The sequence below is a fragment of the Streptomyces marispadix genome (assembly GCF_022524345.1).
Classification (GTDB): domain Bacteria; phylum Actinomycetota; class Actinomycetes; order Streptomycetales; family Streptomycetaceae; genus Streptomyces; species Streptomyces marispadix.
The window spans coordinates 4,829,848-4,850,368 of the sequence record NZ_JAKWJU010000002.1 but is presented as its reverse complement, the minus strand read 5'-3'; the positions used below and the strand labels follow the sequence as shown (position 1 = coordinate 4,850,368).

The following is a 20,521-nucleotide window of genomic DNA, read 5'->3' as shown; positions in this document are numbered from 1 at the left end:
CGGGCCCGGGGCCGGACGTCCCTTCCGCGGCGAGCGGGACCCGCCTGCTTCCCGGCGCTCAGAGACGGTCCAGCGGCCGCCCGCTCAGACGGCGAAGTGCGCCGGGTCCGTCGACGGCGCGAGGCCCAGGACGCCCAGCACCGTGCCGCCGGTGGCGCTGCCGGTGTTCGAACCGCCGCTGTCGTTGCCGCCGTTGTCGGTGCCTCCGGTGGTGCCTCCGCTGTCGGAGCCGCCGCTCTCCGTACCGCCCGCGTCGGTGCCTCCGGTGTCCGTGCCGCCGGTGTCCGTACCGCCGTCGTCGGTGCCCCCGGTATCGGTGCCGCCGTCGTCGGTGCCCCCGGTGTCGGTGCCTCCGTCGTCGGTACCGCCCGTATCGGTTCCTCCGTCGTCGGTACCGCCGTCGTCCGTGCCACCGTTGTCGGTACCGCCGTTGTCCGTGCCGCCGTTGTCGGTACCGCCGTTGTCCGTGCCACCGTTATCGGTGCCGCCGTCGTCAGTGCCGCCGTCCGAGCCTCCGGCGTCGCCCGGCTCGCTGCCCGACGGTGAGTCGTCCGGCGCCGAGCTGCTCTCGCTGGGCGACTCCTCGCTCGCGCTGTCCGAAGCCTCGGGGCTCTCGCTGGACTTGCTGGGGCTGGCCGATCTGCTGCTCTCCCCGACGCTGGGAGTACCGCTGTCGGGGTCGTCGGCGTTCAGCTCGCTGTGGTCGTCGCGCTGGGAGGTCGACCCCGGCTTGCCGCGGTCCAGGGGCCCGGTGCCGTCGTCCGGCATCCGCCCGAGCCCGACGATCGTGGCCAGCACCGCGATGAGCACCGCGCCCGCGCCCGCGGCGGCGAGATTCCTGCGTGCCCCGTACGCGACCGAGTGGCGCGGGTAGTGGACGAGCACCGGCGTGGTCTCGCCGGGCCTGCCCACCACTCCGCCCATCGGGTTGGCGATGGAGGCCGCGACCGTGCGGGCGGTCTCGGGCTCGGGGTCGCGCTGCTCCCCGCGCCTGTGCCCTCTGAGCGAGGCGGCGAGCGAACGCGTGGCGCTCTCCGAGTCATACGCCAACGGGGCCGCCCCCGCGGGATCTTGACCCGCGGCAGCGGCAGCCGCGGCAGCGCTCGCTGCGGCGGGCGTGCGCTCCGCCGGTACTGCCGGGAAGCCGGGCGCCGAATCCGGCCGTGCGCCGGGCCTGGCTCCGGAAGCCGGTACGCCCGAAGCGGGTGCGCCCGAGGCCGGTACGCCGGACGGCGCGCCGCCGGGACCCTCCGGGGCGTCGGGCGGCACCGGCGGGCCGGGGTGCTGAGCGACGAGAAGGTCCGTGGCGAGAGCGAGCGCCCGCCGTCCGGTGAGCGTGCCCTGCTGATCGGCGAGGGCGCCGCGCAGCGCGATGGACGCCTCAAGCTCGGCGGCCGCACGCTGCAACTGCCCGGTACAGAGGGCGAGCACGCCCAACTCATGGTGGAAATAAGCCTCTTGGGCGACTTCACCCGATGTGCGCGCCGCTTCGAGGCCACCGCGCAGCACCTTGTCCCAGGCGCTCCAGCGCAGCGACGCCGCGAGCACCGGAGCCGCCGAGCGTGCCAGCAGCACCGCCGCGCTCGCATGGCCGCCCCGGTGGGCCCCGTGCACCGCGGCGACCACCGCGTCCGCCTCGGCGGCGACCTCCGCGGGCGTCACCGACCGCTGGTCGGCCCACCAGCCGTAGTGATGCGCCGCCAGCAGGGCATGGCCTTCGATGCCGTCGGCGAAGCCCGCGGCGGTGAGCGCCTCGCCCACTCCGTCCGCGAGCCGGTACTGGCTGCCGGCGGCGGTGACCAGCCCGGCGCGTGCCAGCTCGCCCTCCGCCTCGTCGCCCTGCGGATCGCCGACGAGCGCAGGAAGCCTCGTGCGGTGCGGCAGTTCGCCGCCGAGGGAGAGCGCCAGGCGCAGTGCGTCACGCGCCGACGACGACAGCCGCTCGGCGACCCGAGCGCTCATCGCGCTCGCGCGGCTGCCGCTCAGCTCGCCCGCGCGGCCCCCGTAGCGCAGCAGTGCCCCCGCCTGTACGAAGCGCAGGGGCAGACCACCTGAAGACTCCTCGGATGCGAACCACATGTCCTGCGCCGCGTCCGTCTCTTCGTTCGTGAGCGGTCTTCGTACGGCGTGCTCCAGCAGTTCCAGGCAGGCCGTACGGCTGAGTCCGGTGAGCCGGAACTCCTCCACGTGCACGTCCCCGGAGGGCGGCGCGACGTCGGGAGTGGCGGCGAAGAGGAAGGCGCATTCGGGCGTGGCGTCGAGGAGTTGGTCGAGCGCCTCACCGCCGAAGGCGAGGTCGTCGACGACGACCACGGCGCCGACGTCGCGCAGCGCCGCGCGTATCTCCTCGTCGTCGGGGCGGTGGCGCGGCGCGTCATGCACCGCGGCGAAAAGTTCCTGCAAAAGATCGGAGGCCGTACGCCGGTAGCCGCTCAGCCGGATCACGCCGTAGGGCGCGAGGCCGGCGACGTCCGCCGCGACGGCGTCCAGGAGCGTGGTGCGTCCCGAACCGTGAAGCCCTGTAAGGCGTATGGAACGTCCGCGGGCGAGCTGCCCCGCGAGACGTTCGCGCTCCTCGTCGCGCTCGAGCATGGGTATGGCGCGTCTGTCCTGGGTGCCCGGCGGTGACGACGGGCCGCCGCCGTCTCCGGGACCGGCCTGCTCCGCGGCCGTGTTACGCGCGTACACCGAGCGTTCGTGCAGCGTCAGTCTGCGCGGTTCGCCGGGTCTCTGGTCGGGCGGGCAAGGTTCGACCTCGCTGCCGTCGACCGGGTTCACGGTGAGCAGTTGACCGCCGACGACCAGCCTCACCGGCCGGCCGAAGCCCGGTCCTCCCGCGCCCGTGCCGCCGCTGTCCGCGCCGTAACTGTCGCCGCCGTGCTGAGTGTTGCCGTGCTGAACCATGGTGGAATGCCCCCAGATACTCCGGTACGAGCACGCCCCGCCTAGATCGGCTTCTCCCGTCGCAGGTCGGCGCGAACGGCAGCACCGGGCGCTGCTTCCGGCACAGTATTACCGCGAGCGCTCAGGCTGAACCGCCGTGCACGTCAAGCTTGGTGAGAATCTGCGATTCCGAAGCCGAGAGCCCGCCCTCGATGGCGAGGATCCGGTGCAGCCGGGTGGCTACCAACAGCCGCTGCATCTGCGGCGGAACGTCGCGCAGCACGAGTCTGCGGCCGCAGCGGCCGGCCCTTCGGTGCGCGCCCATGATGACGCCGAGCCCCGTCGCGTCCCAGGAGTCGAGTCCGGCGAGATCCAGCACCAGGTCGCCGTCGCCGGAGTCGACGGCGGAGTGAAGGACCGTACGGGCGTCCGCCGCGCTCCGGACGTCGAGGCGACCCCCGACGGCCAGCTCGGCGTGGTCGCCCCTGATCTGCATAACCGCTCCCCGGATGTGTCTTTTTCCGCGCGTACCTTCACGTCTGAATGTCTCACCACAACTGACTGCGATTCCCGCAATCCGGTTGCCGTGCGTGCTCGAACCGATACGGAAATCACCCTCGCGGGCGATGCCCTCTCGAACGCGCCCCGCTGGCGCGGCAGTCGGTCCGTCGTGTGTGCGTTTGCGTGTGTGTGCGTGTGTCAGTGGTCGTAGTAACCCCGGCCGCTCTTACGGCCGATGTCGCCCGCGTCGACCATCCTGCGCATCGACTCGGGAGGCGCGAACTTCGGGTCGCGCGACTCGGTGTAGATGTTCTCGCTGGCGTGCAGAAGGATGTCGACGCCGGTCAGGTCCGCCGTCGCCAACGGGCCCATCGCGTGACCGAACCCCAGCTTGCAGGCCGTGTCGATGTCTTCCGCGGTGGCCACGCCGGACTCGTGCAGCTTCGCCGCCTCGACGACGAGTGCGGAGATGAGCCTCGTGGTGACGAAACCGGCGACGTCGCGGTTGACGACGACACAGGTCTTGCCGACGGACTCCGCGAACTCGCGTGCGGCGGCGAGGGTTTCGTCACTGGTGCGGTGACCGCGCACCAGCTCGCACAGCGCCATCATCGGTACGGGCGAGAAGAAGTGTGTGCCGACGACCCGTTCGGGACGCGAGGTCGCCGACGCGATCTTGGTGATCGGGATGGCGGAGGTGTTGGAGGCGAGGATCGCGCCGTCCTTCACCAGCGTGTCCAGCCTGCCGAAGATCTCCCGCTTGACCTCGATCTTCTCGAAGACCGCCTCGACGACGACGTCCGCGTCGGCGGCCGCGTCGAGATCGGTGGTGGTCGTGATGCGTCCGAGCGCCGCCTCCGCCTCCGAGGCTTCGAGCTTGCCCTTGCTCACGAACTTCTCGTACGACGCCTTGATGCCGTCCGTGCCGCGGGTGAGCGCCTCGCCCGTCACATCGCGCAGAGTCACGTCCCAGCCCGCCTGGGCCGAGACCTGAGCGATTCCGGAGCCCATGAGTCCGGCACCGACGACGGCGAGCTTCTTCCCCACGACTGCCACCTGGCCCTACCTGCCCTTGCCTTTGTGTGAACGCCTGTTGGGCGGACATTAGCGCTTCGCGCTGACCTTGTGGCGGCTAAGAGACACGCGTCACGTCTCACATGGCGGACATCACATCGGGGGCGTCCGATCCGTGCGTCTTGCGGGGGTCCGGGGCCCCGCGGGCCGTACGTGCCGGGGCCGCACGCCGCCCCGGGCCGAGAAACGCCGTCCCATCTCCCGAGCGGCTGCGGGGAGTTGAGCACGCTCGCCTTCCCCTCTTCGGGCCCGCCCCTCTTATGGAGGCGGAAGGACGGCGCAGAGGTGAGCGGTTGAGCCACGCCGGCGATTCGCCCCATGGCGCGAGAGAAGGAATCAGCCCCTCCGATATCGGAAATCGGCTGACTCTTCAAATCCGCCCCGCTCGGTGCCGTGTCCATGACCGTGCGCTCACAACTCATACGCGTCGCCGGTGCACGAAGCACACAAGCCCGGGTGTTCCTTTCATCACGTCATTGCCGGAATTCGACCGAAAATAGAGGCCGCAGTTCCTGGAGTTTTCCGCGAAAGAGGACTCGTACTGGACAGATATGGGGTAGTGCGCGCACCCTGCTGTGGTTCCGCCGAGCCGTGTACCCGATCACGGCTGTGCAGGCACGTAGGACACGGCAATACAGGAGGAGGCCGAAACATGGCCGTGGACAGCAGCCCCGAAGCACCACTTCACGAGGGCGGCGACGACAAGAAACTCAAACGGGAATTCGGGACCATCGGGCTGCTGTTCACAGCGGTCGGATCCATCATCGGATCCGGCTGGCTGTTCGGAGCGCTCGACGCGGCCCAGCTCGCCGGACCCGCGGCCATCATCTCCTGGGCCATCGGCTGCGTCATGTTCGTCATCATCGGGATGACCTACTCCGAACTCGGCACGATGTTCCCGCACTCGGGCGGCGTCGCGCGGTATCCGCACTATTCGTTCGGTTCCTTCACGAGCTTCTCCATCGGGTGGGTCACGTGGATCGCCGCCGCCGCGGTGGCGCCGGTGGAGGTCCTGGCAGTCGTCCAGTACTCCACCAACTACGTGCCGTGGCTACAGAAGATCCAGGACAAGGAAGCGGTCCTCACTCCTGCCGGCACCGGCGTCTCCATCGTGCTTATGGCGATCTTCGTCATCGTCAACTTCTTCGGCGTGCGGTGGTTCGCCCGCATCAACAACGTGCTGGTGTGGTGGAAACTCGTCGTCATCCTGGTCGTCATCGCGGTCTTCTTCGCGCTGAGCTTCAACCCGGCCCACATCACCGCGCCTGAATTCGGCGGATTCGCACCGTACGGATCACAAGGTGTCTTCTCGGCGGTAGCCACAGCGGGAATCGCGTTCTCCTTCTTCGGATTCCGTCAGGGCGTGGAACTCGCGGGCGAGACCGACAACCCGAAGCGGAATGTGCCGCTGACTCTGATCGGCTCCGTCGTCATCTGCGGCATCATCTACATCCTGCTCCAGATCGCCTTCCTCGGCGCCGTGCCCAGCAGCGCCATCAAGGCGGAAGGCTGGCAGGCCGTCGGCGCGCACTTCAGCTCGCACGGCGACGTACTGGCGACCTTCGGCCCCCTCGCGGCCATCGCCGGAATCCTCGGCGCGGTCTGGCTGGCAGGCGTGCTCTACGCGGACGCCATCATCTCTCCCGGGGACACCGGCCTGATCTACGCGGGCGTCACCGCACGTATCTCCTACGCGATGGGCCGCAACAAGAACGCCCCCGCGGGCCTCGCCAAGGTCAACCGGACCGGCGTCCCCTGGGTCAGCCTGATCCTCGCGTTCATCGTCGGATGCTTCTTCTTCCTGCCGTTCCCCGGCTGGAGCAAGCTGGTCGAGTTCGTCACCAACTCCACGGTCCTCTCCTTCGGTTGCGGACCGCTCGTCATGCTGGCGATGCGCAAGCAGATGCCGGACCACCCCCGCCCGTTCAAGCTCGGCGACAAGTGGGTGTGGATCATCGGTTTCCTCGCCCTGTGGTCGACGAACCTCATCGTCTACTGGACGGGCTGGGACACCAACTGGAAGCTCTTCCTGGCGATCGTGCTCGGCTACGTGCTGATGGCCGCGTACTACCAGTTCGCGAAGCAGCAGACGCCGCCGCTCGACTTCAAGCACGGCTGGTGGATGCTGGTCTGGTACGGCGGCCTGGCAGTGATCAGCTACCTCGGCGACTACCCGGCGCAGGAGGAGAAGGCCGGAAACCTCGGCCTGCTCGGCTTCAACCTCGGAGCGGTAGCCTGCCTGGCGCTCACCGCCGTCGTGATCTGGATGGCGCTTCGTGCGGCCCTGCCGACGGAGCGCGTCCAGGAGATCCTCAGCGAGCAGGACACCACGGAGGACGCACCGCCGCAGCACTGAGCGAGTTCCGCTGCGAGGGCGGGCCCACCGCGTGCATACGCCGCGGGGGCCCGCCCTTCGCCGTAGGTACTTCCGGCCGCTACGGCACTTCCCTCCCCCGGGCCGGGCCGGGACCGCTCCCCCCTCGGCAGGGATCTCCGTCCTCCCCCCGGGCCGGTCCAGGTCGCACGCCGTAGTCTCGTTACATGGTCAATCTGACGCGCATCTACACCCGTACCGGCGACTCCGGCACCACCGCCCTCGGCGACATGAGCCGTACCGCCAAGACCGACACGCGCATCGCGGCCTACGCCGACGCCAACGAGGCCAACGCCGCGATCGGGGTGGCCCTCGCACTCGGCGAACTGCCGCGGGAGATCGTCACCGTGCTCGTACGCGTGCAGAACGACCTGTTCGACGTCGGGGCCGACCTGGCCACGCCCGTAGTCCAGGACCCGGAGTTCCCGCCCCTGCGCGTCGAGCAGAGCTACATCGACAAGCTGGAGGCGGACTGCGACGCCTACCTCCAGGAACTGGACAAGCTGCGCAGCTTCATCCTGCCGGGAGGCACCCCGGGTGCGGCGCTGCTGCACCAGGCGTGCACCGTCGTACGGAGGGCGGAGCGTTCGACGTGGGCCGCGCTGGACGAGCACGGCGACATCATGAACCCGCTGACGGCGACGTACCTCAACCGCCTTTCGGACCTGCTGTTCATCCTGGCGCGCTCGGCCAACAAGTCGGTCGGCGACGTGATGTGGGTGCCGGGCGAGAACCGCTGAGGGAAGAGGGGCAGCGTCCGGAGCCGGGCCGGACGAGCTGGCACCGGACGGACCGGGACCGGGCGAGCCGGGGCCGGGGACGGTGAGCCGGGTCCAACCGAAGCTGCGGCAGGGACCAGGAACCAGGACCGGAGCCGCGGCCTGGCCCGGGACCGTTCCGAGGCTGCCTCCGCCGGTCCGGCGCCGCCCGTACGCACTCGTACAGGCCCACGCTCGCAGCCCCGTCAGCCGCAGTCGAGCAGTCCCGCGGCGGCCTTCGCCTCGACGACGCGCTTGGCGTCCTCCTCGACCCGGGCGAGGAACTGCTCGTCGCTGCGGGCGCGTTGGAGCACCGCGCCGACCATCTCGGGCATCGTGCCCGCGTCCACGCTGAGCACGACCGTCCCGCCCGCCGACAGGAAGCGCAGCGCGCGCTCGCCGGGCGGCACGTCCTCGACCGCCTTCGCCGCACCCAGGTCGTCGGAGACGATGACGCCGTCGAAACCGAGGTCCTCACGGAGCATGCCGGTGACGACGGCCGACGAGAACGGGGCCAGGGCATCCGGATCGATCTTGGTGTAGCGGGCGCTTGAGATCATCACCAGCGGCTGCTTCTCCGCGGTGATCGCCTTGCGGAAGGGTTCGAGGTAGGCGTCGTCCCTGGTGGTGACGTCGTCCCTGACGTCCTTGGTGTCGTCGGTGTTGCCCAGCACCCGGCCGAGCCCGGGGAAGTGCTTGACGGCGGGTGTCACGCCCGCGTCCGTCATACCCGCCTGGTAGGCGGTGCCCAGCGAGGAGACCGCCGCGGGTGTGGTGCCGTAGTTGCGCTCCAGGAAGCCGATGGGCTTGTTGTCGCCGCCGAGTTCCGCCGGAACGGTGTCCAGGACGGGCGCGAGGTTGACGTTGACGCCCGCCGCGCTGAGCTGTCCGCCCCAGCCCTTCGCCTTCGTACGCAACTCCCCCGCGCCGAGCCTGCCTTGCTCCACGGCCGTGGGCATCGCGTCGAAGCCGGGCCCCTTCAGGTGCTGGACCTTGCCGCCCTCCTGGTCGGCGGAGACCCACATCGGCACACCGCCGGTGCTCGCCGCCTCCCGCACCCGGTCGCTCACCTGACGTGTGGTCTGCGCTCCCGCGCTGCTGCCGTTGGTGAGGATGACGCCGCCCAGGTGCAGATCCTTCACGGCCGCGATCTCGGCGTCCGCCGGTTCGTCCGCGTCGACGCCGCCGATGAAGAGCTGTCCGGCCTTCTGCTCCAGGCTCATCTCCGCGGACTGCCGTGCCGCGCACTCGGACGCGGCGGAGCCCGGTCCGGACGGACCCGCCGGGGAGGCGCCCGCGTCGAGCGCGAAGGGGACGACTGCGGCGAGGGCGGCGGCGCCGGCCGCTGCGGCGGAGGCGCGGGCGGTCGGTTTCTTCGGCATCTTCCCGGGGCCTCCAGATCGGGGCGGGCGCGTTCGGACCGGTCGTCGGTGTGCACGGCCCGGCAGGCCGCGGCCCGCGGCCCCAACGGGCTTGGTACGTCGGCGAGTTCGGCAGGCAAGGTGTGCTGCGGGGGCATGCAGCACACCTTGCGCACGCAGCACAGTAGGGGGCGCGCGGCCCCTCGTGCATCACTCCGCGGCAACCCGCCTCCGCGTGACCGATCCGTGCCCGCCCGGTTCACCGGTACGCCCAATGAGGCCCGCGCGTTGCCGTGCGACGCCCGTTTCCTTACCGTGTCCGCGGCCGCCGTGCCCGCTTCCGCATACAAGCGCGGCCGAATGGGAAGAACGTTTCCGATACCTGGCGCAAGCCTCTTCCTTTTAGCCGAGGAACGGCCGGGGACACGTTCTTAAGGAAGGCTTAAGGTTAATTTGAGCCTGCACTGAGGTTTCTCTTCGAATAGCGTCTCACTCATCGGTCGTACCAGGCTTGATCGCAGTTCAGAGGCGGTACGCAGCAAGCAATCCGCATTGCGGCGACACTTTCTGCAAAACACCCGGCGGGCGGACGGAAGCGCCGAATCCGGACGTACTGCATTTCCGTTCCCGGGACCACCGCTGCGACCTGGTGAGAGCTACGCCACATTCACCCTGGGCGACCTCGTGGTTTTCGCGCGTAGCGTCCGTCGCTCGCCGATCGATTTCCGAATTCTCTTTCCATTCTGCTTTCTGTGAGTACCATCACTTCTACAAGGCCTGGACCAAAAAGTGCTGGTCAGGCATGAGGAGTTGGAGTCCCGTATGGCCACCGACACAAGAAGGCGTACTCGCATCACCATCGCCGCCGTGGCGCTGCTCGCAGGCGTCGTCGCCGTACCGGTAGCGAACGGCGCGGTATCCGGACAGGAGAGCGGAGGCTCCGCCAAGGGGCAGGGCAACCACTGCACCCTGGACGCGAAGAGCGGCGAGACCCAGTGCTTCGAGAGCCTCGACGAGGCGACCGGCATCCAGGGCAGCAAGCGCCTGCTCGACGCCTCCACCGGCAAGGCCAAGGCCACCGGCGAGACCCGCGCCGGGGAGAAGCCCGTCGCCTCCTCCGGTGTCTCGACGAAGGACGAGAGCAGCGTCATCGGTGCGACGGTCTTCGAGGACACCAAGTACGGCGGCGCCTCCCTGACGATCACCAACACCGCGCTGTGCGACGGCGATGCCGACGACGTGGACTTCAAGATCGACCTGAGCGACGACTGGAAGGACAAGATCTCCTCCATCCAGCCGTGGGGCAACTGCACGCTGAACCTCTTCTCCGAGGCGGGCCAGAGCGGCGACCGTGACGGGCCCTTCGACGAGCTCACCCCCAACCTCGGCGACGTGATGGACAACCGCACGAAGTCCATCAGCTTCAGCTGACCGGCGACGCGCGAAGAGCACACGCCCGCGTCGTCCGCCTTACCCCCACCGCCGGAGGCACCATGAACCGCCGTAAGAAACTGTCCATGCTGGTGGTCGCCATCACGACCGTAGGCGCCACCGCGTTGACGCCGTCCGCCGCACAGGCCGACGAGGAGCAGCCCACGACGAGAGAACTCCTCGAACAGTGCAACAACGGCACCGACAAGTGCGTCTTCCACCCTTCCGGTGCGCCCGTCGACTCCATGGGCGAACCGCACCAGGTCGGAGACAGCGCCTTCAACTGCACCAAGGATCTTCAGCGTTCGACCGTCGGATGGTCCGACACCACCGGCGAGACGAACACCGTGGGCGTCTCCATGAGCGCCGAGTACGGCTTCACCGAGCTGTTCAAGGTCACCATCACGGCGAGCTACGAGCACTCCTGGCAGAGCTCCCACACCGAGGAGCAGCAGACGAACGTCGAGGTCAAGCCCGGCGAGGTCGGCTGGATCACGCGTGAGGCCGCCATGGAGGAGGTCAACGGCACGTACGAGATGCACTTCGAGGACAAGTTCTACGGCCACCACATCTGGTACGTCCCCTTCACCGCCAAGGGCCCCAAGGCCGACGCACCCAGCACCAAGACCCAGCACACCCGGAAGATGACCAAGAAGGAGAAGCAGGAACACTGCGGCTGAAGCTTCGGTCCACCTTCCTCGAAGGCATCCGTACTCCGCGCGCCAGGTCCTTCGATGAGTGCATCCCGAACCTCGGCAGCCTGACGGACCGCCGGGCGCGGTCCATCGATCCCGGCTGAGGCACAGCGCGCGCAGAGACGCCACCGGCAGTCAACTGCCTTACCCCCACCCTCATCGGAGGCACCATGAACCGCCGCAAGAAGCTGTCGATGCTGGTGGTCGCCATCACGACCGTAGGCGCCACCGCGTTGACGCCGTCCGCCGCGCAGGCCGACGAGGAGCAGCCGACCACGAGAGAACTGCTCGACCAGTGCGACAACGGCACCGACAAGTGCGTCTTCCACCCCGCGGGCGCGCCCATCGACTCCATGGGCGAACCGCACCAGGTCGGCGACAGCTTTTTCAACTGCACCAAGGACATGCAGCGTTCGACCGTCGGATGGTCCGACACCACAGGCGAGACCAACACCGTCGGCGTGAGCATGAAGGCCCAGTACGGCTTCACCAAGCTCTTCAGCGTGACCATCGAGGCCAGCTACAGCCACAGTTGGGAAAGCTCGCACACCGAGACGCAGCAGACGAACGTCGAGGTCAAGCCCGGCGAGGTCGGCTACATCACACGTGAAGCGGCCATGGAGGAGGTCAACGGCACGTACGAGATGCACTTCGAGGACAAGTTCTACGGCCACCACATCTGGTACGTCCCCTTCACCGCCAAGGGCCCCAAGGCCGACGCACCCAGCACCAAGACCCAGCACACCCGGAAGATGACCAAGAAGGAGAAGCAGGAACACTGCGGCTGACCCCCGCGACGGCTCTCCGCTCACCTCCCCGGAGCCCACCCCCCACACCGCCGGCCCGGCTTCGCGTTCCCCTGCACGCGAGGCCGGGCCGATCCATGCGCGGCCGTGACCGCCTGCCCGTGCCCGCGCCGTCTGTGTGCTTCGCGATCCATGTGACCCCGGGCGCACACGGGGCACCCGCTCTATGGTGAAAAGTGCCTTTAAGCATGCATTCGCACCCCTGGGGGAGCAGCATGAACGACAAGGACCACGCCCCTGAGCAGGGGGAACGGGCAGAGCCGGAAGAGTACGACGAGGAGTACGAGGAGACGTACGACGACGGTCCGTACGAGGGCACGTACGAAGGAGACGCCTACGGAGGGGAAGAGCCCTACGGACCGGAGAACGGGGAGACAGACGGGGGCGGTGACAGGGGCGGGGGCGGCGGAGAGCAGGGCCCCGCGGATCTGCCCGCAGTGCCCCGCCACGAGGACCCCGACGTCCTGCTCGACGTACCGCAGGTCCATGTCGAGGAGATCAACCTGGAGGTCCAGGACCTGCGGGCACGCGTCTCGCTCCAGGCCGAGGTGCTGGACATCCTCAAGCTCAACGTGGGTGCGGACGTCGCCCTCGGCAAGGTCCAGCTCGACATCAAGGGCGTCGAGGCACAGGCGCTGCTGAAGGTGCGCCTCGACAACGTCGCCCAGGTCATCGGCCGCGTGCTGACCACCATCGACCGCAACCCCCAGATCCTGGAGCACATCACCGCCGGTCTCGGCTCCGCGACGCGTGAGCTGGGCAGCGGCGCGAGCGAGGCGGTCGGCGAACTGGGCCGGGGCGCCAGCTCCGCGGTCGAGGACGTCGGCGAAGGCGCAGGTGAGACGGTCAAGGAGGTCGGCAAGGGCGCGGGCGGAGCCGTAAAGGACGTCGGCGAGGGCGCGGGCGGAGCCGTAAAGGACGTCGGCGAAGGCGCGGGCGGAGCAGTCAGAGATGTCGGCGAAGGCGCGGGCGGAGCCGTAAAGGACGTCGGCGAAGGCGCCGGTGAGACGGCGAAGGAAGTCGGCAAGGGCGCCGGCAAGGCCGTCGAGGACGTCGGCGAGGGCGCGGGCGAGACCGCCAAGGAAGTCGGCGGCGGAGCAGGCGAAGCCGCGCGGGAGGTCGGCGGCGGAGCAGGCCGGGCCGTCGAGGACGTCGGCGAGGAAGCGGGCGAGGCCGCACGCGACGTCGGCGGCAGCGCGGCGGAGACCACCCGCGACGTCGCGGAGACCGCGGCGGAGACCACCCGCGACGTCGGCGGCAGCGCCGGAAAGACCATCGACGAGTCCGGACGTCCCGTGCGCAAGACCGCGAAGTCGGCCTCACGCACGGCGAAGAGGACGGGTGAGGGCGCAGGCGGAGCGGAGCGTTCGGGCCGGTCGGACGAGCGGCCCAGGCGGCGCCCCATCCGTAAGCGCGAGCGCGACGAGCCGCCGTGAAACGGCGAGCACACGCCTGACGACGCTCCTCGCACCACGCGGCACGGCAGGCCGCACGGCACACCGGGCGGTACACGGGATGCGACGCCGGACGCCGACCCGGAAGCCGGTCGGGACGCCGCTCCTGCCGCCGGGCCGGACATCGAGCTGACGACCTCGGTCGCCGCCGACCGGCTCCGCTTCCGCGACGAGCCGGAGACCGACGTGCGCTTCCACGGTTCACGCGGGCGCGAGACGTTCTCGGGCGCCGAGCGTACGAACCTTCCCGAGCCCGTCGAGCCCGGCACCGACTATCACGACGTACGCGTCGACTACCGGCTCGCGACCGCGCTCCGCCCCGATGAGCTTCCGGAACCGGAGCAGGGGCCCGACGACGCACGCCGCGACGACGCCCGCAGCAAAGAGCCGAAGAAGGGCCGGTCCTAGAAGAGACCGGAGCGGCGAGGCCCCCCGTCGGCGCCCCGCCCGTCCCGACTCCCGCGTCGCCCCCCGTGCTCCCCCGTCAGCGCCGCCCGCCGACCGGACCGTGCGGTGCCGTACCGGACTTCTCCCGCTCCCCCTCCGGTCCGCGCCTGGGCTCCCGCTTCGGCCAGATCGTGTAACTCAGCGCCACGATCACGCTGATGCCCGCGACCAGGCCCATCTTCTGCTGCCACATCAGCAGCGACTCGCTCTGGCCGGCGTCCCCCACGTACCAGATCGCCAGTTGCAGCAGGGCCGCCGCGATCCCCGCACCGCCGATGGCGCGTGCGGTCATCTTCCACTCGTGCACCGCACGCGGCATGCCGTAGCGGGGCGGCTTGACCGGCGGCGGGCCACCGGCGAAGCGGTGCAGGAAGTGGCCGTCGGCCCACTTGACCATGTAGTGCCCGTGGGTCGCGGTGAAGCCGATGTAGACCGCTGCCAGGCCGTGCTTCCAGTCCGGCTCCGCTCCGCCTCGCAGATCGACGGCGGTCACGATCAGCAGCACCACCTCCAGCAGCGGCTCGCAGAGCAGTACGGCGGCTCCCGACCTCGGCATCCGCGCCATGTAGCGCAACGCCAGCCCGGCCGCCAGCAGCACCCAGAAGGCGACCTCACAGACGACGATCAGCGTGACGATCACGCCTGCCCCCTTCTCCCGTTCTTCCCTCGGCTGTTGCTCCCGCTGTCGTCTCGACGGTCCCACCCCGGCAGGCCCCAGCACGTCCTCACCAGCGACGATCCCTCCGTACGGGCCTGCATCCTTCGATGTAGTACGCAGCGAGCGCACTGGTTCCCGAGGCCGACGCCCCCGCCCGCGCGGCGTGCTGAGATGGACCCATGCCACGCCGTCCGCCGCTGCTTCCGCCTCCGTCGCTGCGCCCGCACCGCGACGGAGTGCTCATCGCGCTCGCCGGGCTCGCCGGCGGGCTCGTGCTGTGGCGGTTCGGGCTCTACAACACCCCTGAGCGTGGCCGTGAGTTCGGCGCCTGGCTGCTGCTACCCCTCGCCGTGATGTGCCTGACCGCGCTCGGACGCAGATCCGCACAGCCATGGGCGCTGCTGGTGGCGGTGGCCGCGCTCGTCGCGGACTTCGCGATGGGATCGCTGCTGGCGACCGTCGTCGTCTTCACCGATATCGTCTACGCGGCGGTGCTCTACGGGCCGAGGCGATCCGCCCGCGCACTGCTGCCCGCGAGCGTCGCCGTGACGGTCGCGGTGACGCTCGGCACCATGGCCGCCTTCCGCTCCCCCGCGACGCTGCTGCTCGGGGCGTTCTGCGCGGCCATCACCATCGTGCCCGCCTGGACGGGTCTGATCATCCGCGACCACCGCAACGCCGCCGCGGCCGAGCGCCTGCGTGCCGAACAGACCGCGCTGCTGGCCGAGATGGACCGCGTACAGGCTGTCGGTGCCGAACGCGCCCGTATGGCACGGGAGTTGCACGACCTGATCGCAAACCACCTCTCCGCCATCGCCATCCATTCCACCGCCGCCCTCTCCCTCGACCCCCCGGACGAGGCGGCGACCCGCGACTCTCTCGGCGTCATACGGGAGAACAGCGTGCAGGGCCTGGCCGAGATGCGGCGCCTCATCGGGCTGCTGCGCGACGCCTCCGGGGAGGACGCGGCACAGCCCGCGGCCTCCCCGACGCTCGCCGGTCTCGACGCCCTGCTGGAGCGGGCACGCGCGGGCGCGGGCAACCCCGGTCTCAGCTTCTCGCTACGGGATCGACGCGGGCCCGGCGGCGCCTCGCTGCCCGCGCCCGTCGAACTCGCCGCGTACCGCGTCGTACAGGAGTCGCTGACGAACGCCCTCAAGCACTCGGCGCCCGGCACGGTCACCGTGGAGCTGGCCCGCGACCGTACTCCCGGACCGCTCACGGTCCGCGTCACCAGCCCCCTCCGCGACACCGGCGGCCCTCACGAAGCCGATGGCTCAGTCGGCACCGAACCGCGCGCTCCCGGCTCCGGCACTGGCCTGATCGGCATGCGCGAACGCGTCGAACTGCTCGGCGGCAAGCTCCATGTGGGCCCGACGGCGGACGGCTCGTACGGCACAGCAGACTCGGACGACACAGAGAACACAGAGAACGCAGAGGACGCAGGGGACTCGGAGGCCACGCAGGACACCAGGGCCACGCAGGGCACAGGCAAGACCGGCTACGGCGCCACGAGGGTGTGGGTCGTACGGGCCGAACTGCCCGTCGAGGAAGGGAGTCCCGGTTGACGGCACAGGAGCCGACGGCGCCGAACGCAACGCACCGGCCCGCACAAGGCGATGCTGCCCCCGCGATCCGCGTACTCGTCGCCGAGGACCAGCGGGCCGTACGTGCCGGACTCGTCCTCATCCTGCGCGGCGCCCCCGGAATCGAGGTCGCGGGCGAGGCCGGCGACGGCGAGGAGGCCGTGCGCCGCGCTCGCGAACTGCGGCCCGACGTCGTGCTGATGGACATCCAGATGCCCCGGCTCGACGGGGTCTCGGCCACCGAACGCATCACCGGCGAGGGCCTGGCCGACGTGCTGGTGCTGACCACGTTCGACCTCGACGAGTACGTCTTCGGCGCGCTGCGCGCCGGGGCCTCTGGGTTCCTGCTGAAGGACAGCGAGGCGTCCCAGGTCGTGGAGGCCGTACGCACGGTCGCCCGCGGCGAGGGCATGATCGCGCCCGCGGTGACGCGGCGCCTGATCGCGGAGTTCGCACGCCCCGGCGGCGCCGGACGCCCGCCCCTCCCGCGCACGGCAGCGGTCGCCGTACCGGGCCTGGACGAGCTGACCCGCCGCGAACACGACGTGCTGCGCTGCCTCGGGCACGGCCTGTCCAACGCAGAGACGGCACAGCGTCTGGGCATGGCGGAGGCCACGGTGAAGACGCACGTCAGCCGCCTGCTGGGCAAACTGGGCCTGCGCAGCCGCACTCAAGCCGCAGTGCTGGCACAGGAGTCGGGCCTCACCGGCAACTGAGAAACGCGGCCAGACCGCCCCTACGCACACCCGCCCGCAAACGTTTTCGGGCAGACACGCACAATCGATCCGTGACCCATGCAACGACACCGGCCCACCTGCCATGGAACGGTCCGCCGTGGGTGGAGTGATAGCGGGCTTCGCCGTCATCACCTGCGTCATCGCCACCGGCTACGTACTCGGACGACGCGGGCTGCTCGGCAGCAACGGCCCTGAGATCCTCACCAGGCTCGCCTTCCATGTGGCGACGCCTGCGCTGCTGTTCGAGACGATGGCACGCGCCGATCTCCGTGTGCTCGTCTCCGGTCAGGTCCTGATCACCGCGCTCACCACCTTCGCGGTGGCGGCGCTCTACTGTGCGGTGGCCGCGCTGCGCCGATGGCCCGCCGGGGAGAGCACCGTGGGCGCCATGTGCGCCTGCTACGTCAACGCGGGCAACCTCGGCATCCCCATCTCCGCCTACGTGCTGGGCGACGCCTCGATCGTCGCTCCCGTGATCCTCTTCCAGCTTCTGGTGGTGTCACCGATCGCGCTGACGGCACTCGAAGTCCTCTCCGCGCCTGCCGGGAGTGCGCCCGGTCAACGCCGCGGCGTCATACGGATGTTGACGACTCCCGTCCGCAACCCCATTGTGATCGGCTCACTCGGCGGCGTCGCCGTCGCGGCCTCGGGGGTCCGCCTTCCGGCTCCCGTGCTCGAACCGTTCCACCTGGTCGGAGCGATGTCGGTGCCCGCGGTGCTGCTCGCCTTCGGAATGTCGCTGCGTGGCAGTGCCGTGCTCTCCCGCGAACACGACCGGCTGCCGGTGCTGGTGGCGGTGGTGTTCAAGATCGCGGTCCAGCCGCTGGTGGCGTGGGCGCTGGGGGCGGGCGTCTTCCATCTGCCTCGTGCGGCGCTCTTCGCGGTCGTGGTGACCTCGGCCCTGCCCTCGGCGCAGAACCTCTACGCATACGCCTCGCGCTACGCGACGGGCACCCGCATCGCCCGCGAATCCATCCTGATCTCGACGCTGGCGGCTGCACCCGTACTCGTCATCGTCGCCGCGCTGCTCGGCTGACGGCCCGCACGAGGGCGACCGTGGCGCGGTCGCACGGGCTCAGGCCACGTTCACCCGCTGCCCGGGAGGCGCCGCCTCCAGCCAGGCCAGGAAACCTGTCAGCGCGTCCTCGCTCATCGCGAGTTCGACGCGTACGCCGTGCAGGGAACAAGCGAGGATCACCGCGTCGGAGAGCAGCGCCAACTCCTCCTCGCCCTCCGGATTCCGCCGTTGCAGGACCTCGATCCGGTTGCGCTCCAGAAACCGGCGGGGGCGCGGCGCATAGGAGAAGACCCTGAACCACTCGATCTGGTCACCGTTGTAACGCGCGATCCCATACGCCCAGCCCTTGCCGCCGCCCACTCCACGGCCGCCGGCGCCATGCGCGCCCTGCGCGCCCCCGGACCCCTGCCCGCTGCCGCGGCCCTGCTCTTCGACGTCGGATTCGCCGGCGTACTCGCCTCCGTACTCGTCGGGCGGAGCAGGAGCGTTCCAGCGCAGATTGCAGTCGAAGGTGCCGCCCGAGCGCTGAAGCAGACGGCGCCGCAGACCGAAGGCGAACAGACCCGCCAGCGCCAGCAGCAAGGCCACGCCGCACAGGGACAGAACGAGGACCATCAACACCGACCTCCTCGCACTCTCTCGTACCACGCGTGGCGCGGTGCTCGCGGAGCCGTGGGATCTCGTGGATCCCGCGCCCCCCTCTGTATGGGCTCAGCCGCGGGTCGCTCCGGGTTGGTGACCCGGAACAGCCCGCGGCTGAGCTTCGTACCTGTCGTGCCCGGCTCCGCGCCCGGCGTCGGCCGCCTCCTCAGCGGACCGCCACCGCTCGCATACGGACCTCGGCACGCCGTTCGGCTGCGGAGTCGTCCTCCGACTTGGCCCGCTCCAGCGCCCGCTCGGCCCGTTCGACGTCGATCTCGTCGGACAGCTCGGCGATCTCCGCCAGCAGCGACATCTTGTCGTCCGCGAAGGAGATGAAGCCGCCGTGCACCGCCGCCGTGACCGTGCCCTCGCCGGACTCACCGGCGGTACGGATGATCACCGCCCCCGGCTCCAGCACACCGAGCAGCGGCTGGTGGCCTGCCATGACGCCGATATCGCCGGACGTGGTGCGCGCGACGACCAGGCTGGCCTCGCCGGACCAGACCTTGCGGTCCGCGGCGACCAACTCGACGTGCAGCTCAGCCACTGTGGCTCCTTCGTAGGTTAGGAAAAGGATAAGGGGTGCGGGGGCGGGGCCGGACCGAAGGGCTGTGGCCCTCGGTCCCGCCCCGCCCGGCGCCGGACCCGTGCGTCAGGAGACGCCGAGGTCCTTGGCCTTGGCCTTCAGGTCGTCGAGGCCGCCGCACATGAAGAACGCCTGCTCCGGATAGTGGTCGAAGTCACCGTCGGCGATCGCGTTGAACGCGGCGATCGACTCGTCCAGCGGCACGTCCGATCCGTCGAGACCCGTGAACTGCTTCGCCGCGTGGGTGTTCTGCGACAGGAAGCGCTCGATACGGCGGGCCCGGCTGACGGTGAGCTTGTCCTCCTCGGACAGCTCGTCGATGCCGAGAATCGAGATGATGTCCTGGAGGTCCTTGTACTTCTGGAGGATTCCGATGACGCGCTGGGCGCAGTCGTAGTGGTCCTGCGAGATGTAACGGGGGTCCAGGATGCGGGACGTCGAGTCCAGCGGGTCCACCGCCGGGTAGATGCCCTTCTCCGAGATCGGCCGCGAGAGCACCGTCGTCGCGTCGAGGTGCGCGAACGTGGTGGCCGGGGCCGGGTCGGTGAGGTCGTCCGCAGGCACGTAGATCGCCTGCATCGACGTGATGGAGTGGCCGCGGGTCGAGGTGATGCGCTCCTGGAGCACACCCATCTCGTCCGCCAGGTTCGGCTGGTAGCCCACCGCGGAGGGCATACGGCCGAGCAGCGTGGAGACCTCGGAACCGGCCTGCGTGAAGCGGAAGATGTTGTCGATGAAGAACAGCACGTCCTGCTTCTGCACATCGCGGAAGTACTCCGCCATGGTCAGACCGGCCAGGGCGACGCGAAGACGCGTGCCCGGCGGCTCGTCCATCTGACCGAAGACCAGCGCGGTCTGCGGGAGAACGCCGGACTCCGCCATCTCGTCGATCAGGTCGTTGCCCTCACGAGTACGCTCGCCGACGCCCGCGAAGACGGAAACACCCTCGTGCAGCTTCGCCACACGCATGATCATTTCCTGGATGAGAACGGTCTTACCGACGCCGGCGCCGCCGAACAGGCCGATCTTTCCGCCCTTGACGTACGGGGTCAGCAGGTCGACGACCTTCAGGCCCGTCTCGAACATCTCGGTCTTGGACTCGAGCTGGTCGAACGCCGGGGCCTTGCGGTGGATGGACCACCGCTCGGTGACCTCGGACTCGGCCTCGGGCTCGTTGAGGATCTTGCCGAGGGTGTTGAACACCCGGCCCTTGGTGACGTCGCCGACGGGCACGGTGATGCCCTCGCCGGTGTCGGTCACCTCGGCCTGGCGTACCAGACCGTCGGTGGGCTCCATGGAGATCGCCTTTACGAGGCCCTCGCCGAGGTGCTGTGCGACCTCGAGGGTGAGGGTCTTCTTCTTGCCGGCCTGGGCCGGGTCGGCGACCTCGACGGTCAGCGCGTTGTAGATCTCCGGCATCTGGTCGACGGGGAACTCCACGTCGACCACCGGGCCGATGACGCGTGCGACGCGGCCCGCCGCCGTGGCCTTCTCAAGAGTTTCGGTCATG

General features: G+C 69.8%; 18 protein-coding genes. 10 read left to right on the top strand and 8 right to left on the bottom strand.

Annotation, left to right across the window (positions count from 1 at the left end; genetic code table 11):
- Nucleotides 1–84: 84 nt before the first annotated feature.
- The 3 genes from MMA15_RS20420 to MMA15_RS20410 form a co-directional block, all read right to left on the bottom strand.
- Nucleotides 85–2,904 carry an ATP-binding protein gene (locus MMA15_RS20420; protein ID WP_241061583.1) on the bottom strand — a complete coding sequence of 940 codons (2,820 nt, stop codon included), beginning with the start codon at nucleotides 2,902–2,904 and terminating at the stop codon, nucleotides 85–87.
- A gap of 121 nt (nucleotides 2,905–3,025) precedes the next feature.
- Entirely contained in the window at nucleotides 3,026–3,379 is a 354-nt protein-coding gene (locus MMA15_RS20415; protein ID WP_241061582.1) for an STAS domain-containing protein, read from the bottom strand.
- 203 nt (nucleotides 3,380–3,582) lie between these two features.
- Nucleotides 3,583–4,431, bottom strand: a complete 849-nt coding sequence (locus tag MMA15_RS20410; RefSeq protein ID WP_241063322.1) for a 3-hydroxyacyl-CoA dehydrogenase family protein — start codon at nucleotides 4,429–4,431, stop codon at nucleotides 3,583–3,585.
- Between the two features lie 679 nt (nucleotides 4,432–5,110).
- Between MMA15_RS20410 and MMA15_RS20405 the strand changes: the two genes are divergently transcribed.
- Both MMA15_RS20405 and MMA15_RS20400 read left to right on the top strand, forming a co-directional pair.
- Nucleotides 5,111–6,814, top strand: a complete 1,704-nt coding sequence (locus MMA15_RS20405) for an APC family permease (protein WP_241061581.1) — start codon at nucleotides 5,111–5,113, stop codon at nucleotides 6,812–6,814.
- Between the two features lie 185 nt (nucleotides 6,815–6,999).
- Nucleotides 7,000–7,572 carry a cob(I)yrinic acid a,c-diamide adenosyltransferase gene (locus tag MMA15_RS20400; protein ID WP_241061580.1) on the top strand — a complete coding sequence of 191 codons (573 nt, stop codon included), beginning with the start codon at nucleotides 7,000–7,002 and terminating at the stop codon, nucleotides 7,570–7,572.
- Between the two features lie 224 nt (nucleotides 7,573–7,796).
- On the opposite strand, the gene MMA15_RS20395 is transcribed toward MMA15_RS20400, so the two are convergent.
- Nucleotides 7,797–8,972, bottom strand: coding sequence for a glycoside hydrolase family 3 N-terminal domain-containing protein (locus tag MMA15_RS20395; RefSeq protein WP_241061579.1), 1,176 nt, complete (start codon nucleotides 8,970–8,972; stop codon nucleotides 7,797–7,799).
- Nucleotides 8,973–9,773: 801 nt separating this feature from the next.
- On the opposite strand from MMA15_RS20395, the gene MMA15_RS20390 reads away from it, so the two are divergent.
- The 5 genes from MMA15_RS20390 (at nucleotide 9,774) to MMA15_RS20370 (ending at nucleotide 13,745) form a co-directional block, all read left to right on the top strand.
- Nucleotides 9,774–10,382: a hypothetical protein gene (locus MMA15_RS20390; RefSeq protein ID WP_241061578.1), complete on the top strand. Its 609-nt coding sequence runs from the start codon at nucleotides 9,774–9,776 to the stop codon at nucleotides 10,380–10,382.
- Nucleotides 10,383–10,444: 62 nt separating this feature from the next.
- Complete coding sequence (locus MMA15_RS20385; protein WP_241061577.1) at nucleotides 10,445–11,062, top strand: hypothetical protein; 618 nt, start codon at nucleotides 10,445–10,447, stop codon at nucleotides 11,060–11,062.
- Nucleotides 11,063–11,247: 185 nt separating this feature from the next.
- Nucleotides 11,248–11,865 carry a hypothetical protein gene (locus MMA15_RS20380; RefSeq protein WP_241061576.1) on the top strand — a complete coding sequence of 206 codons (618 nt, stop codon included), beginning with the start codon at nucleotides 11,248–11,250 and terminating at the stop codon, nucleotides 11,863–11,865.
- A gap of 233 nt (nucleotides 11,866–12,098) precedes the next feature.
- Nucleotides 12,099–13,319 (top strand): senescence-associated domain-containing protein, encoded by a 1,221-nt coding sequence (locus MMA15_RS20375; protein WP_241061575.1) that lies wholly within the window; start codon nucleotides 12,099–12,101, stop codon nucleotides 13,317–13,319.
- Nucleotides 13,320–13,523: 204 nt separating this feature from the next.
- Nucleotides 13,524–13,745, top strand: coding sequence for a hypothetical protein (locus tag MMA15_RS20370; RefSeq protein WP_241061574.1), 222 nt, complete (start codon nucleotides 13,524–13,526; stop codon nucleotides 13,743–13,745).
- 76 nt (nucleotides 13,746–13,821) lie between these two features.
- Here MMA15_RS20370 and MMA15_RS20365 read toward each other — a convergent pair whose 3' ends face one another.
- Complete coding sequence (locus MMA15_RS20365; RefSeq protein ID WP_241061573.1) at nucleotides 13,822–14,424, bottom strand: hypothetical protein; 603 nt, start codon at nucleotides 14,422–14,424, stop codon at nucleotides 13,822–13,824.
- Nucleotides 14,425–14,621: 197 nt separating this feature from the next.
- On the opposite strand from MMA15_RS20365, the gene MMA15_RS20360 reads away from it, so the two are divergent.
- From MMA15_RS20360 to MMA15_RS20350, 3 genes are all read left to right on the top strand, one after another.
- Nucleotides 14,622–16,010 (top strand): sensor histidine kinase, encoded by a 1,389-nt coding sequence (locus MMA15_RS20360; protein WP_241061572.1) that lies wholly within the window; start codon nucleotides 14,622–14,624, stop codon nucleotides 16,008–16,010.
- A gap of 65 nt (nucleotides 16,011–16,075) precedes the next feature.
- The gene (locus MMA15_RS20355; protein WP_241063321.1) at nucleotides 16,076–16,744 is read left to right on the top strand and encodes a response regulator; all 669 of its coding nucleotides are present in this window, start codon (nucleotides 16,076–16,078) and stop codon (nucleotides 16,742–16,744) included.
- Between the two features lie 118 nt (nucleotides 16,745–16,862).
- Entirely contained in the window at nucleotides 16,863–17,801 is a 939-nt protein-coding gene (locus MMA15_RS20350; protein WP_241061571.1) for an AEC family transporter, read from the top strand.
- A 39-nt stretch (nucleotides 17,802–17,840) separates the two neighbouring features.
- Here the strand turns inward: MMA15_RS20350 and MMA15_RS20345 are convergent, their stop codons facing one another.
- From MMA15_RS20345 to atpD, 3 genes are all read right to left on the bottom strand, one after another.
- Nucleotides 17,841–18,404 (bottom strand): DUF2550 domain-containing protein, encoded by a 564-nt coding sequence (locus MMA15_RS20345; protein ID WP_241061570.1) that lies wholly within the window; start codon nucleotides 18,402–18,404, stop codon nucleotides 17,841–17,843.
- Between the two features lie 187 nt (nucleotides 18,405–18,591).
- Nucleotides 18,592–18,972: a F0F1 ATP synthase subunit epsilon gene (locus tag MMA15_RS20340; protein ID WP_241061569.1), complete on the bottom strand. Its 381-nt coding sequence runs from the start codon at nucleotides 18,970–18,972 to the stop codon at nucleotides 18,592–18,594.
- A 105-nt stretch (nucleotides 18,973–19,077) separates the two neighbouring features.
- Nucleotides 19,078–20,520, bottom strand: coding sequence for a F0F1 ATP synthase subunit beta (gene atpD, locus MMA15_RS20335; protein WP_241061568.1), 1,443 nt, complete (start codon nucleotides 20,518–20,520; stop codon nucleotides 19,078–19,080).
- Nucleotide 20,521 lies beyond the last annotated feature (1 nt).